This window comes from Neptunicoccus cionae, from assembly GCF_002860325.1.
GTDB lineage: Bacteria > Pseudomonadota > Alphaproteobacteria > Rhodobacterales > Rhodobacteraceae > Amylibacter > Amylibacter lutimaris.
The window spans coordinates 12,723-26,413 of record NZ_PKOJ01000002.1 but is presented as its reverse complement, the minus strand read 5'-3'; the positions used below and the strand labels follow the sequence as shown (position 1 = coordinate 26,413).

General features: G+C 54.9%; 17 protein-coding genes. 6 read left to right on the top strand and 11 right to left on the bottom strand.

Annotation, left to right across the window (positions count from 1 at the left end):
• Nucleotides 1–19 precede the first annotated feature (19 nt).
• The 5 genes from C0U40_RS06015 to C0U40_RS05995 form a co-directional block, all read right to left on the bottom strand.
• Nucleotides 20–472: a TerB family tellurite resistance protein gene (locus tag C0U40_RS06015; protein WP_101654878.1), complete on the bottom strand. Its 453-nt coding sequence runs from the start codon at nt 470–472 to the stop codon at nt 20–22.
• A 71-nt stretch (nt 473–543) separates the two neighbouring features.
• Nucleotides 544–1,509, bottom strand: coding sequence for a hypothetical protein (locus tag C0U40_RS06010; protein WP_101654877.1), 966 nt, complete (start codon nt 1,507–1,509; stop codon nt 544–546).
• Between the two features lie 179 nt (nt 1,510–1,688).
• Nucleotides 1,689–3,332: a CTP synthase gene (locus C0U40_RS06005; protein WP_101654876.1), complete on the bottom strand. Its 1,644-nt coding sequence runs from the start codon at nt 3,330–3,332 to the stop codon at nt 1,689–1,691.
• Nucleotides 3,333–3,523: 191 nt separating this feature from the next.
• A complete protein-coding gene (secG, locus tag C0U40_RS06000; protein WP_101654875.1) occupies nt 3,524–3,886 on the bottom strand; it encodes a preprotein translocase subunit SecG in 363 nt (120 codons plus the stop codon).
• Nucleotides 3,887–4,022: 136 nt separating this feature from the next.
• Complete coding sequence (locus C0U40_RS05995; RefSeq protein WP_101654874.1) at nt 4,023–4,466, bottom strand: PaaI family thioesterase; 444 nt, start codon at nt 4,464–4,466, stop codon at nt 4,023–4,025.
• A 117-nt stretch (nt 4,467–4,583) separates the two neighbouring features.
• Here C0U40_RS05995 and C0U40_RS05990 point away from each other — a divergent pair, with 117 nt between their 5' ends.
• The 4 genes from C0U40_RS05990 to C0U40_RS05975 all read left to right on the top strand — a co-directional run bounded on the left by C0U40_RS05990 (nt 4,584) and on the right by C0U40_RS05975 (nt 8,267).
• Entirely contained in the window at nt 4,584–5,879 is a 1,296-nt protein-coding gene (locus tag C0U40_RS05990; RefSeq protein ID WP_101654873.1) for an adenylosuccinate synthase, read from the top strand.
• Nucleotides 5,880–5,890: 11 nt separating this feature from the next.
• Nucleotides 5,891–6,109, top strand: coding sequence for a DUF2842 domain-containing protein (locus C0U40_RS05985; protein WP_101654872.1), 219 nt, complete (start codon nt 5,891–5,893; stop codon nt 6,107–6,109).
• A 125-nt stretch (nt 6,110–6,234) separates the two neighbouring features.
• Entirely contained in the window at nt 6,235–7,719 is a 1,485-nt protein-coding gene (locus C0U40_RS05980) for an inorganic phosphate transporter (protein ID WP_101654871.1), read from the top strand.
• A gap of 140 nt (nt 7,720–7,859) precedes the next feature.
• Nucleotides 7,860–8,267, top strand: coding sequence for a VOC family protein (locus C0U40_RS05975; protein ID WP_101654870.1), 408 nt, complete (start codon nt 7,860–7,862; stop codon nt 8,265–8,267).
• Nucleotides 8,268–8,386: 119 nt separating this feature from the next.
• Here the strand turns inward: C0U40_RS05975 and C0U40_RS05970 are convergent, their stop codons facing one another.
• The 3 genes from C0U40_RS05970 to C0U40_RS05960 all read right to left on the bottom strand — a co-directional run bounded on the left by C0U40_RS05970 (nt 8,387) and on the right by C0U40_RS05960 (nt 10,928).
• Entirely contained in the window at nt 8,387–9,769 is a 1,383-nt protein-coding gene (locus C0U40_RS05970; RefSeq protein WP_101654869.1) for an aminotransferase family protein, read from the bottom strand.
• A gap of 152 nt (nt 9,770–9,921) precedes the next feature.
• Nucleotides 9,922–10,293 carry a DUF2237 family protein gene (locus C0U40_RS05965; RefSeq protein ID WP_101654868.1) on the bottom strand — a complete coding sequence of 124 codons (372 nt, stop codon included), beginning with the start codon at nt 10,291–10,293 and terminating at the stop codon, nt 9,922–9,924.
• A gap of 101 nt (nt 10,294–10,394) precedes the next feature.
• Nucleotides 10,395–10,928 carry a tetratricopeptide repeat protein gene (locus C0U40_RS05960; protein ID WP_101654867.1) on the bottom strand — a complete coding sequence of 178 codons (534 nt, stop codon included), beginning with the start codon at nt 10,926–10,928 and terminating at the stop codon, nt 10,395–10,397.
• Between the two features lie 225 nt (nt 10,929–11,153).
• Here C0U40_RS05960 and C0U40_RS05955 point away from each other — a divergent pair, with 225 nt between their 5' ends.
• Both C0U40_RS05955 and C0U40_RS05950 read left to right on the top strand, forming a co-directional pair.
• Entirely contained in the window at nt 11,154–11,861 is a 708-nt protein-coding gene (locus C0U40_RS05955; protein ID WP_101654866.1) for a hypothetical protein, read from the top strand.
• Nucleotides 11,858–12,268, top strand: coding sequence for a hypothetical protein (locus C0U40_RS05950; RefSeq protein WP_101654865.1), 411 nt, complete (start codon nt 11,858–11,860; stop codon nt 12,266–12,268). Before C0U40_RS05955 ends, C0U40_RS05950 begins: the two co-directional genes overlap by 4 nt.
• 91 nt (nt 12,269–12,359) lie before the next feature.
• Here C0U40_RS05950 and rplI read toward each other — a convergent pair whose 3' ends face one another.
• From rplI to rpsF, 3 genes are read right to left on the bottom strand one after another with little or no spacing between them, the layout of a single operon-like run.
• Nucleotides 12,360–12,992: a 50S ribosomal protein L9 gene (gene rplI / locus C0U40_RS05945; protein WP_101654864.1), complete on the bottom strand. Its 633-nt coding sequence runs from the start codon at nt 12,990–12,992 to the stop codon at nt 12,360–12,362.
• An 11-nt stretch (nt 12,993–13,003) separates the two neighbouring features.
• Nucleotides 13,004–13,231, bottom strand: a complete 228-nt coding sequence (gene rpsR, locus C0U40_RS05940) for a 30S ribosomal protein S18 (protein WP_069299854.1) — start codon at nt 13,229–13,231, stop codon at nt 13,004–13,006.
• A gap of 16 nt (nt 13,232–13,247) precedes the next feature.
• On the bottom strand, nt 13,248–13,601 hold the full coding sequence (gene rpsF / locus C0U40_RS05935) for a 30S ribosomal protein S6 (protein WP_101654863.1): 354 nt from the start codon (nt 13,599–13,601) through the stop codon (nt 13,248–13,250).
• Between the last annotated feature and the right edge of the window lie 90 nt (nt 13,602–13,691).

Below are 13,691 nucleotides of genomic sequence, written 5' to 3'. Positions count from 1 at the left end.
GCCGCAAGTTTTAGAAATTTTAGCCATTATCGAGCGACGCAATCACCCTTTGGCGGGCCAACCCGCTGTCGCGGTCGTTCACACCCAGCAGGTTTACCACCAGACGCAGGAAACCGTCCTCTTCATGGTCCCGCTGCCCGTCTGCCATAGCCACACGCCAAAGCGCCTCTACCACGCCGATACGTTCCTCGTATGGGACGGCATTCTTGACGATCTTGGTAAAGCGCACGGTGTCAGGTGCTTGGGACTCCAGCCGCTCTGCATCTGCTTTCAACTGCTCGGCCGCTTCCAGACCAAGTTGGTAACGATCCTGTAGCACATCCAGAATCATCTGGTGCTCTGCCGGATCATAATGGTCGTCTGCACGGGCAATCCGCACAAGCAAGGTGGCCAAAGCAGCACGTGCGTCTTCGGGTTGAAGATCGGCACGGGCATCAGGAACGGTGAAGAGGTCTATCAGAGCTTGAAACATGCTTTACAATTAGGGGCAGCATTGCGTGCGGGCAAGAGAAAAGGCGCCGGGATTTTCCCCGGCGCGTTCACTTACATGTCAATCACATCGACGACGATATGGGTGTCGGCGATAAGTTTGCTTCCATCGTAGGCTTCCAGAATGATATCAAATTCCGCTTCGGTGAAACCTGAAGTGGCATAACCTTGCATTCCTGGTGTGTCCGGATCCGCATCGATGAAATGGTTGACGAAGCCAAAGGCAAAATTTTGCGAATTCTGCGCGACATTTCCATTGCCACCATCGTCTGCGATCGTGGGGGTGCCGTCCTGATCCACCCAGATAAATCCGGTGGCGTTCGGAAAGCTGGTTGGCTCCATTGTCAGGACGCGGAAGTCTGTGCCTTCGGTTACATCCGTGTCTATTTTTAAAACAAATGTGAAATCCGACAGGTCGGTGGTTTCCCCGTTCAGACCGGTAATTGCCGAATACTGAAAGCTCCACGCAGCGCGTCCTGCGTGATTGCCGGAAGATCCGTTTGCAGTAGACTGGCCGCCAGTGTTCACCTCGAAGCGGATGGCACCGTCATTGTCGACAGAGGCAGCGTCTACTGCCGGACCCTGACGGTAACGGATGCCTAACCCAAGTTCGACACCGCTGTCTTCCTGTCGTGTGACGACAAAATCCGATCCGGGGATGCCGCTCCCGACCAGCATGTTGCCAGTCCCGGTTAAACCGGACGAATCCAAAGTGGTATCCAGTGAAGTGAATGTTCCGAGGTCCAGATTGTAAATTACATCATCTGTGCTATCCCCCGGCGTTCCGCCGTCGAACAACAGTGTTTCGACTTTCTTGAATTCGAACACATCGCCGGTTTCATCGGTTAGAATGATCTTCTTTTTACCCTTGGTTTCCAAAGAAAAGTCGGAAATGCTCCCTCCGATGACGGCCAGATCAAGTCCACCTTTGTCATCATATTTTGTGTAAGGATCATTTGCTTGGATGATGTCGTCTAGTTTTGATAGTTTAATTTTTTCAAGCTTAGGTGATTTTGCCATTATGCCCTCCCAACGATAATTGGCTAAAGACATAGCGTAACATAAATTGTTGACGTTAGGTAAGCTTTCTCAATTCAACCGTGGGGGTAAAATCCGGTGGAAACCGCTTGAAAAAAAAGCGGCGCAAGGCTTGGGGCCCTGCGCCGCAAATTTTGAAATTTGTCGCTCCTGCCGCGGAGCTATACCAGCCGGGACTGTTCTACCGCGGCTTTGATGAAGTCACGGAACAGCGGGTGGGGCTCGAACGGCTTGCTTTTCAGTTCGGGGTGGAACTGGACGCCGATGTACCACGGATGATCTTTGAACTCGACGATTTCTGGCAGGCGGCCGTCCGGGCTCATACCGGAGAATTCCAGACCGTATTTTTCAAGGTCGTCGCGATATTTTATATCCACTTCATAGCGGTGGCGATGGCGTTCTGAAATCGCGGTAGCGCCATAAATTTTGGCGACTTGCGATCCTTCGTTCAAAGTGGCGTTATAGGCGCCCAGACGCATGGTGCCGCCTTTATCGTCATCTGCGTCCCGCTGGATCGTGCGGTTGCCTTCCACCCATTCTTTCAGGTGATAGACCACAGGCGTAAAGCGTTTCTTGCCGGCTTCGTGGTCAAATTCTTCAGAGCCCGCATCCTTCAGCCCTGCCAGATTGCGCGCTGCCTCGATCACGGCCATTTGCATGCCAAGACAGATGCCGAGGTAGGGCACCTTACGTGTGCGGGCGAATTCAGCCGCTTTGATCTTGCCTTCCGTGCCCCGTTCGCCAAAACCGCCGGGCACCAGAATAGCGTTGAAACCTTCCAGATAGGGCGCAGGGTCCTGTGTATCGAACAGTTCCGCATCGACCCATTCAATCTTGACCTTCACACGGTTGTGCATGCCGCCGTGTACCAGTGCCTCTGCAATGGATTTATAGGCGTCTTCCAACTGGGTGTATTTCCCGACAATTGCCACGCGCACGGTCCCGTCGGGGTTGTGTACGCGGTCGGACACGTCCTTCCAGGTGGCGAGTTTCGGTTTCGGGGCAGGGGTAATGCCGAAGGCATCCAGAACAGCCTGATCCAGACCTTCTTTGTGATAGGCCAGTGGCGCATCATAGATCGAGCCGAGATCATAGGCAGCGATCACGGATTCAGGACGCACGTTACAGAACAGCGCCAGTTTTTCACGTTCCTTATCGGGAATCGGGTGTTCGGAGCGACACACAAGCACATCCGGCGCAATCCCGATGGATTGCAGTTCCTTCACACTGTGCTGTGTCGGTTTGGTTTTCAACTCACCGCTGGCTGCCAGATACGGCAGCAGGGTCAGGTGCATGTAGATGCAGTTGTTGCGCGGACGCTGGTGGCCGAACTGGCGGATGGCTTCAAAAAAGGGCAGGCCTTCGATGTCACCCACGGTGCCGCCAATTTCACACAGCATGAAATCGACTTCATCATCGCCGATTTCAAGGAATTCCTTAATCTGGTTGGTCACGTGAGGCACCACCTGAATGGTTTTACCCAGATAATCACCGCGCCGTTCCTTTTCCAGAACGGTTGAATAAATCCGACCGGAAGACACGGAATCGGTTTTGCGGGCTGCCACACCGGTAAAACGTTCGTAATGGCCAAGGTCCAGATCAGTTTCCGCACCGTCGTCGGTCACAAAAACCTCGCCGTGTTCAAACGGGGACATGGTGCCCGGATCGACGTTCAGGTAGGGGTCCAGTTTGCGCAGACGCACCGAGTAGCCGCGGGCTTGCAGCAAGGCACCCAATGCCGCAGAGGCCAGACCTTTGCCAAGGGATGAAACCACGCCACCGGTGATGAAAATATAACGCGCCATAGACTGGAAAGCTCCCGTGTCAGAAAAAAACTAGTGGGCCGATAACCTGTTCAGCCCCGCTACTCACGGGGTTTAAGGATAACGGGATTCGGGGTGGCAAAGCAAGACCTGCCACTTTGATTCATGTTTGATTTTAGGGTGTTTTGCCCATGATCTTGTGGAGCACGGGCATAGATCAACTATTTATAGGGTCAGTCTTCCGCTTTAGGCGGTGTGGCCGGACCATCTGTTGCCGAAGGAGGCAGCAGGTTGCCGCCAAGCGGTGTCGTGCTGTCTTCGGACTGGGAGACAGCAGGCGCTGTCAGATCGCCGTTCAGCAGCGAATTGTTCCCGTCTTCGCGGGCTGCGATGATTGTCAGGGCAAGGCTGGCAGCCATGAAACCGGCGCCCAAAATCCAGGTGAATTTGGCTGCGGGTGTTGCTGGCGGGCGTCCTGACATGTTGCCGCCACCGCCGCCAATGCCAAGTCCACCACCCTCGGAGCGCTGCATCAGCACGGTCACAATCAGGCTCAGGGCCAGAATAAGAAGGATAACAAGGACGATGTTCTGCATGTGCGGTCTCGGATTTTGTGCCTGTGGGCCGGATCGGCCGGCTTCGGGGGGTGTCTAACGGATTGTGCTGGGGGTGTCTATTGGGAAGTGCCCCCCTCTGGCGATGATTTGCACATGGGCGTCAGGGCGCGATGGTTCAACCGTCAGGGCGCAATCGGGTTGTGGTGCCGATCATGGTTGCCACATGTTTTTTACCGTTTGGCCCGTGGGTATAAATTTCCGCCGCCGAAGTGCACAGATTCCGCCCGAAGCGGATGACGCGCCCGACGGCTGTAATCGTGTCACCCACTGCGGGTGAGAGAAGGTTGATCTTCATTTCGACGGTTAGAACCCGTTCTTCCGCGCCCATAAGGGATAAAGTGGCATAACCCGCAGCGCTGTCACCGACCGTCCAGAGCAAACCGGCATGGGCAAAGCCGTCCTGCTGGGAGGTTTGTGGCCCGATCGGCGCGGTTATTGTAACCGTTCCGGCAGAAACCTCTGTCAGTTCGGCGTTCAGTGTTTCCATCATGCCCTGTTTTGCAAAGGAACGAGCAACATCAATTTTATAGTCGGGGTTGAGCGGGCTGTGATCTGTCATGCCGGATTTGAAGCAGTTTTTTCAACTAACAGCAACCTGTGACGTTTTTGGTGTTTCAGCCGCTTCGTTGGGTCGTTATACGGGGTAGGGTTTTTTAGACATCAAGAGGCAGCCAAAATGGCCAATGTAGTAGTTGTCGGCGCACAATGGGGTGACGAAGGCAAAGGGAAGATTGTTGACTGGTTGTCAGAGCGTGCGGACATCATCGCACGGTTTCAGGGCGGCCATAATGCCGGCCACACTCTGGTCATCGACGGCAAGGTATACAAACTGAACGCGCTGCCCTCCGGTGTGGTGCGCGGTGGAAAACTGTCGGTAATCGGTAACGGCGTGGTGCTTGATCCTTGGCATCTGGTTCAGGAAATTGCCAAGATTCGGGAGCAGGGCGTGGAAATCTCCCCCGAATCCCTGATGATTGCGGAAAATACGCCATTGATCCTGCCAATTCACGGCGAACTGGATCGCGCACGGGAAGAAGCGGCTTCCAAGGGGACCAAGATTGGCACCACAGGGCGCGGCATCGGTCCGGCTTATGAAGATAAAGTAGGCCGCCGGTCTGTTCGTGTTGCCGATCTGGCAGACGAGGCGACCCTGATTGCACGTGTTGACCGTGCGTTGCAGCACCATGATCCGCTGCGCAAAGGGCTTGGCATCGAGCCTGTGGACCGCGACGGGCTGATCGCGCAACTGCGCGAGATTGCCAAGGAAATCCTGCCATATGCAGCACCCGTCTGGAAAGTGCTGAACGAAGAGCGCAAGGCAGGCAAGCGAATCCTGTTTGAAGGCGCGCAAGGCGCGTTGCTCGACATTGATTTCGGTACCTACCCGTTTGTGACCTCGTCTAACGTGATTGCAGGGCAGGCGGCGACCGGTGTGGGCATCGGGCCGGGGTCCATTGATTATGTCCTTGGCATCGTTAAAGCCTATACCACCCGCGTGGGCGAAGGCCCGTTCCCGACCGAACTGCAAGATGCAGACGGTCAACGTCTGGGGGAGCGGGGCCACGAATTTGGTACTGTTACAGGTCGTCAGCGCCGCTGCGGCTGGTTTGACGCTGCACTGGTCCGTCAAACTTGCGCAACTTCGGGTGTTACAGGGATCTCCCTGACCAAACTCGACGTTCTGGACGGTTTTGATACGTTGAAAATCTGTGTGGCTTACGATCTGGATGGCAAACGTCTGGACTATCTGCCAACGGCTGCGGACCAGCAGGCCCGTTGCACACCGATCTACGAAGAAATGCCCGGATGGTCCCAAAGCACCGAAGGAGCGCGGTCCTGGGCCGATCTGCCCGCCGAGGCGATCAAATACGTGCGTCGCGTGGAAGAGCTGATCGGTTGTCCGGTTGCCATGCTCTCTACCTCACCCGAGCGGGAAGACACGATCCTCGTGACTGACCCGTTTGCTGACTAAGGAACGTTTGAATGGCATTGTCCTATAAGGCGCGCCGGCGCTGGTCTTTGGTTCTGTTGCTTGTGTGGTTGCCGATTTATTGCGTTATCGCTGTGACAGTGATGAACGCAATCCCGAGGTTTCCCATGCTGGTGGAACTGCTGATCTACATCGTGCTTGGCGTGGCCTGGGCTTTGCCCTTCAAATTCGTTTTCAAAGGTGTGGGCAAGGAAGATCCGGATCAGCAATGATCCGGCGCCCGCCCGCGCCAATCAGGAAAATCTCTGGAATTTTCCGAACATCGTCACATCTTTGTTACAAAAGATTCATATAGCGGTCGCGTTTGCGGGAATCGCCGCTTTCGTGGAGGACTCTCATGGTCAAATCAGCTCGCCCTAACAAGACACTCGACCGGGATCTCGGTAGCCGTGTCTTGTTGGAAAATGCCAACTATGCCATTCGCAAACCACTGGTGGCCCCCGCATTGGGCGGGGTGTTCATTGTGGTTGCGATCCTGCTGACCAGTCTGGCGTTCGGATGGGCAGGCAATGGCCTGATTATCGCGCTGGCCGCCGGTCTCGGGGCTTATATGGCGCTGAACATCGGCGCCAATGACGTGGCCAACAACGTTGGCCCTGCTGTGGGGGCCAATGCGCTGTCTATGGGCGGTGCGCTGATTATCGCTGCCATTTTCGAAAGCGCGGGTGCGTTGCTGGCTGGTGGTGATGTGGTCGGCACGATCTCCAAGGGAATTATCGATCCTACTGCTGTTTCGGAACCACGCATCTTTATCTGGGCAATGATGTCAGCGCTGATCGCATCTGCTGTCTGGGTGAACCTTGCCACCTGGGTCGGTGCGCCGGTTTCGACCACCCACTCGGTTGTGGGTGGGGTGATGGGCGCAGGGATTGCTGCGGCTGGCTTTGCCGCAGTTAACTGGCCGAAAATGAGCCAGATCGCCGCAAGCTGGGTGATTTCGCCCGTGCTGGGCGGTGTCATTGCAGCCCTGTTCCTGTGGTTGATCAAATCCCAAGTGTCCGATCAAAAGGACAAGATAACCGCAGCCCGCCGATGGGTGCCGATTTTGATCGCGATTATGGCAGGGGCTTTTGCCACTTACCTTTCGGTGAAGGGGCTGAAAAAAATCGTCGCGATTGATTTGCAATACGCGCTTCTGATTGGCGCTGTATCGGCGGTTCTGTTCTATTTCATCTCTCATCCGATGATCCGCAAACAGTCCGAAGGCAAAGAGAACTCAAAGGATACTGTACGCAACCTGTTCACCTTGCCGCTGATTTGTGCGGCGGCTTTGCTGTCCTTTGCCCACGGTGCGAATGATGTTGCCAACGCCATCGGTCCTCTTGCTGCTATTGTGCACACGGCCGAGGCTTCGGAAGTGGTTGCCAAAGTGTCGATCCCGTTCTGGGTGATGATTGTGGGGGCGTTCGGCCTGTCGTTCGGCCTGCTGCTGTTCGGTCCGAAACTGATCCGCATGGTGGGCCAGCAGATTACCAAGCTGAACCCGTTGCGCGCGTATTGTGTGGCGCTTTCCGCAGCGATCACAGTGATCGTGGCAAGCTGGCTTGGCTTGCCTGTATCCTCTACCCATATCGCTGTAGGTGCGGTTTTCGGCGTAGGTTTCTTCCGTGAAGCCCATTGGCGTGTGACCCACAACAAAGAGGTGGTAAAGGAAGTTGTCGAGACCGAAGCGGGCAAGGCGGACAAGAAAAAGCGCAAACACCGCAAACTGGTGCGCCGGTCCCACTTCCTGACCATCATCGCGGCTTGGGTGATCACCGTACCTGCAGCCTCAATCCTGTCCGGTGTCGTGTTCCTGTTGCTGAACGCCGTCGCGGGCTAGGACGTTTTAGGGTTATTCAGAAAGGCCTGTCCCGCGAAGGACGGGCCTTTTTTCTATGGGTGTTGTAGGTAACAGAGGCAGCGTTCCAGAATCGCAGGCGGTGCTGCATTGGGAACGCACACCTTTATAAGGAGTTCGACATGAACGACAGGACCGGAACGGAAGGGGCACACCAGTCGATTACACCGTACTTCACGGTGGTTGGCGCGGATCGACTGATAGAGTTTCTGACAACCGCGTTCGGAGCGATTGTGACGAAAGAAAGCAGATACGATGATGGCAGTCTCCAGCATGCAAGGCTGCGAATAGGCAATTCGCTTGTCATGTTGAATGAAAGTACAGACATCTATCCGGCCAATACATCGCAAATGCATCTATACGTGGACAACACAGATCAAGCATTTGAGCGGGCATTAGATGCCGGGGCTGAATGTCTAATGGAACCGAATATGCGACCACACGGGGAGCGGATGGCCGGTGTTACGGATCCTTGTGGAAATATTTGGTGGATAGCCACACCGAGACAGGGGAGCAGTGACTCAGAGTAAATAACATAGTGCACAGGGGGGAGTTATCTTTGAACCCGATCGCCCAGCACCTTCTTCCCGTAATTGAAAAAGGCTGCCCCGTAAGGAGCAGCCCTTCGTTTCATCCGCCTAGCCGGCGTTTAAGCGAAAACTTCGCCCAGTGCCTTGTCCATAGCGCCTGTGATTTCGTCGATGTCGTCTTTCGTCGAAATCAGGGCAGGTGACAGGCAGAGTGTGTTGTTCAGGCCGGGCAGGGAGCGGTTGGTCATGCCGATGATCACCCCTTGCGCCATACAGTTAGCGACAACGGCCGCGACTTTCTTTTCGTCCATCGGTTCCTTGCTGTCGCGATCTGCTACCAGTTCGGCACCAAGGAACAGGCCCTTGCCGCGCACTTCGCCGATGACTTTATGCTTGTCCATCAGTTCGCCCAGCTTGCCCAAACAATATTCGCCCGTGTCGATAGTGTTTTGCAGCAGGTTTTCTTCTTCGATGATCTTCATGTTCTCGATCGCGGCTGCCGGACCGGAAGCACATCCGCCAAAGGTAGAAACATCGCGGAAGTAGTTCAGCGGATCGTCCACATTGTCTTTGAAGTTGTTGAACACTTCCTCTGTTGTCACCAGACAGGAAATCGCCGCATAGCCCGATGCCACGCCTTTTGCCATAGAAACGAAATCCGGCTGGATGCCGTAGTGCTGGTATCCGAACCAAGTACCGGTCCGGCCTACGCCGCAAACGACTTCGTCAATGTGCAGCAGGATTTCGTATTTCTTGCAAAGCGCCTGAATGCCTTCCCAATATCCTTTGGGTGGAACGATAACACCGCCACCTGCAGTGATCGGTTCCAGACAGATGGCACCGATTGTATCGGGGCCTTCGCGCAGGATCACTTCTTCTGTGGCTTTGACACAAGCCTCGCCGTATTGCTCGGCTGTGACGCCGTGCTGGTTGCGGTATTCCAGACAGTGGGGCACTTCTACGAAACCGGGTGTGAAGGGGCCGTATTGAGCGTTACGTTCCGGCTGACCGCCAGCGGACAGGCAGGCAATCGTCGTACCGTGGTAATCCCGTTCGCGGTAAAGGATTTTGTACTTCTTGCCGCCATGTTTGGAATGGGCGATCTGGCGCACCATTTTGAAAGCTTTCTCGTTCGCTTCCGAACCGGAGTTGGCATAATACACACGCTTCATGCCGGGCATCTTGTCGATCAGCATCTTGGAGAAGATAGACCCGGGGATAGACCCGGCAGTTTGGGCGAAATAGTTCATTTTGACCAACTGGTCGCGCACCGCATTGGCGATCCGTTCGCGGCCGTAGCCGACATTGACGGTCCAGACACCACCGGAGACAGCGTCAAGGTGCTCCTTGCCGCGGGCATCCCAAACACGGTTGCCCTTACCCTCTACAATGATCTTGGGGTCGATGGTTTCAAAAGGCTTGTGCTGGATCAGGTGGTGCCACACGTGGGCACGGTCTGTCTCAATAATTTCTTCGATGTCGTTGGTGGTTATCGCATCCATGACGGGCACCTTTCTGGGTCTGTAAGAGGGGGTCACTTGGGGCGTACCCTGCGTGATTATCTGACAATAGGAAAGGGGCAAAATGCGCCTGTTTCATAGGGCCAGAGTTTTCACCGGATAGCGCCAGATTGACCCGTCCGGTCATTGCCGGTTCAGTTCATATCCAAAGCACGCTGGCGCAGGATTTCAAACGGGATGGTCTCTAACGTATTGATATGCGTGGATTCCAATACAACATGAGGCGCAGCATCAAAAGCGTCGGCCTGAACCCAACGGTCAGCGCACAAACACCAGCGGTCCCCCGGTTTCAATCCCTGAAAGCCGTATTCGGGGCGGGGGGTAGACAGGTCGTTTCCTCTGGATTTGGAAAAGGCGAGAAACGCCTCCGTCATCAGGCAACACACCGTATGTTTACCATGATCGGCCGGTCCGGTATTGCAGCAACCGTCCCTGTAAAAGCCGGTCATCGGGTCTGTGGAGCAAGGCTTCAGTGCCTCTCCGAGTACGTTCAGGCTTTGGTCCATTCCGGTCTTCGTCACGAGTTTTGTCCCTTTTGCGTGTCAGTATTGATAGGACGCGCAAAAGGGATTTGTCACGGAAAATCAAAGGGCGGCCTGTTATGGCCTTAATAGGTTACGCGCGTTTCAATCGCGTTTTCCAACATGACATAAGCCCAGGATGATTCACCGTCCCGGGTGCGGATTTCGCCGAGCTGCTGTCGTGCGCCTTCCATATTGCCGTCTGCCACAAATCCTTGACCCATATAGCTGCGGGCGAGGATGTAATCGGGATCAATTTCCAAGGCCCGTTGGTAATAAATCAGCGCGGTTTGCAAATCGCCGAGCTTGCGATGGGAAAAACCCAGATAGTTCAGCACACGGGGGTCATCCTTTTCCCGAACAAGCGACAAAAGCCGGATCGCGTCTTCATACTGGCCGTCATAGGCCATGCTGCGCGCGTTGATATAAAGAAGTTCATCGGGGAACATGCCCCGTTCAGCCTCAACACATTTTTCGGTTTTCGGGTCGAGTACCATACCCTTCTTTTTGCAAGCGGCTTCAGTTGGCGTAGAACTGCTGTTGCCATCGCCGGCAGCCAGTGCAGCAGTGGCAATGGACAGGCCGAGCAGGCCGGAGCCGATGGTTGCAATGATCTTCATAGTAAAACTCCCAAAGGTTTCGGAAAGAGAATTGGTTGGATAATTCCCCCGAGCTTAGCCGAAAAAATCAACTGCGATAGCATCAAAACGTAAAAGTGACCGGATCGGAAAAGGAAGCGGATCGGAAAAGGAAGCGGATCGGAAAAACAGTGATCTTTGGCATTTCTATCCGGTCTGTTCTCGCCGTACCTTGGGGGTAACGCAACGAACCGGAAGGGTTTTGTTATGTTTAGATTGTTTCTTGCAGGGCTGGTTGCAGCCCTGATCACACTCCAGATAACAACGGCAGCTGCGCAGGGCGCGCGTACCCGCGCCCTTGGTGAAGACCCGCCGCTCACTCGCAACCAACCGAAATCTGCGGCCAGCCACTACAGCGAAGCGGAACTGGCGCGGCAGGCAAAGGCGTTTCAGCGCACCATGGCGGAAGGGATCGTCGCGGGGGCAGCGGTCGGGTTGCTGGCGGATATGTTGAGCAGCAACGATAACAATTCCGGCGTGCAGATCGGCATTGGATCGGGTGCGCTGGCGGGCAGCTATGTTGCGCGGCTTCAGCAGAAATACCGCCGCAAGGAACTGCGGCTGGAACGGATACGCGACGATGTAAACCGCGCCAATCAGGAACTTGCAGCCTCAATCGCGACAATGCAGGCGGTCGTAGCCTTTCAACAAAGCGAGTTGGACACGCTGCGGGCTTCGGGTGCGAAAAAGCGGCAGATACGCAAGGAGCTGAAACAGGCCAAGGCCAATCTCAATAACATGAGCAAGGCAATCAAGGGAGCGCAGAAATGGGAAAAGGAATTCAAATCAACCCGTTCGCTGCGCTTGGTCAAAGGGCAGGCAACCGGAATCGATAACGAAATCGCGCTGCTGTCGCAAAGGATTGCCGCGATGAAATCTGTGGCTAATCAGATGAAAGGTGTGACCAAGTCATGACTGTATCCAACCTGTTCACAATGGCAGCGGCTGCACTGATCCTCGCCGGATGTGTCACCTCCGAAGATCCCGGCGATGGCGGTTTCTTTAACGGTGTGGCCGGAGCCAGCAACGGCACCTATGACCGACGGGTCGCCACCCGTCAGGCAGAGGTGGATCGCGCACAGGCAGAAAACGCGCGATTAACGGCCGAACTTGCCCGGTTGCGGGGCGAACACAGCCGCGCCAAATCCGACCTGATTGCAGCCCGCAGCAAGGCACAAGCCGCAGGCGTGAAACTGTCCCCAACCCAAGAGGGGCAGGTGGCTGCTGCACTGCGGTCTGATCCGGCGCGGGTGGAAAGCCTGAGCAAGGCAATTGCGGATGCCCGTCGCCTGAGCGAAACCATCTCGAGGATGGCGGGATAGGGCACCCTGCCACGAACCGGACAAAAGAAAAGGCCCGCTGGTTAAAGCGGGCCTTTCAAATTTGTTCTGAACTGAAAAACAGTCGGGAAGATTAAGCTTTTGGCTCTTCTTCTTCGCCGGTTGCCTCTTCTTCGGCAGCCGGAACATTGTCTTCCAGATCGTCGAGCGCAGCACCGCCGATATCGTCGAACAGTTCGGCGATTTCGAATTCTGCTTCCGCTTCTGCTTCTGCTTCCAGTTCCTGAATGGATTTACCGGAGGCTTGCAGTTCGGCTTCTTCGGCAGAACGGGCAACGTTGATTTCGATGGAACATTCGACTTCAGGGTGCAGAACCACTTTCATGGTGTGTACGCCCAGTTCCTTGATCGGAGCTTCAAGAACCATCTGTTTCTTGTCGACTGTGAAGCCGGCTTCGGTAGCAGCAGTTGCTGCGTCCCGTGTGGAAACAGAACCGTAAAGCGAGCCGGAATCGGATGCGGAGCGAATCACAACGAACTGTTGTCCGTCCAGTTTCGCAGCCACTGCTTCGGCTTCTTTTTTGGTTTCGAGGTTTTGTGCTTCAAGTTGGGCTTTGCGGTTTTCAAAGCTTTCCATGTTGCCTTTGGTGGCGCGCAGCGCCTTGCCTTGGGCCAGCAGGAAGTTACGGGCGTAACCTTGCTTTACGGAAACTACATCACCCATTTGGCCCAGTTTGGCCACACGTTCGAGAAGGATAACATCCATGGATTTTCTCCTTACTTCACAGCATAGGGCAGCAGGGCCAGAAACCGTGCGCGTTTGATGGCTTTAGCCAGCTCGCGTTGTTTCTTGGCAGAGACTGCGGTGATACGGGACGGAACGATCTTGCCGCGCTCGGAAATGTAGCGTTGCAGAAGTTTCGTATCTTTGTAGTCGATCTTCGGCGCATTGTCGCCAGAGAACGGGCAAGATTTGCGACGACGGAAAAATGGTTTGTTAGCCATGATTTAGCGTCCTTTCTTAACGTTCGCGGCGACGTTCGTCGCGGGAGTTTTTAGCTTGGATTACAACGGATGGGCCTTCTTCGTGCTCATCAACTTTGATGGTCAGAACGCGCATTACGTCATCGTGCAAACGCATCAGGCGTTCCATCTCTGCAACAGCCGGCGCAGGGGCGTCTGTTCTCAGGAAGGCATAGTGGCCCTTGCGGTTTTTGTTGATTTTGTAGGCCATAGTCTTCAGGCCCCAGTATTCGTTCTCGACAACTTTACCACCGTTGTCTGTCAGAACGGCGCCGAAATGCTCGATCAGGCTTTCGGCCTGCGCGTTGGAAAGATCCTGACGCGCAATAAATGTGTGCTCGTAGAGCGCCATTTTATCACCATATGTAAGCGTGCTTCAAAACCGGGTTAATCTTCCGCCCCCCGGTACGAGAGGCATCCGCGTGAACGTAAATCTGCGGAA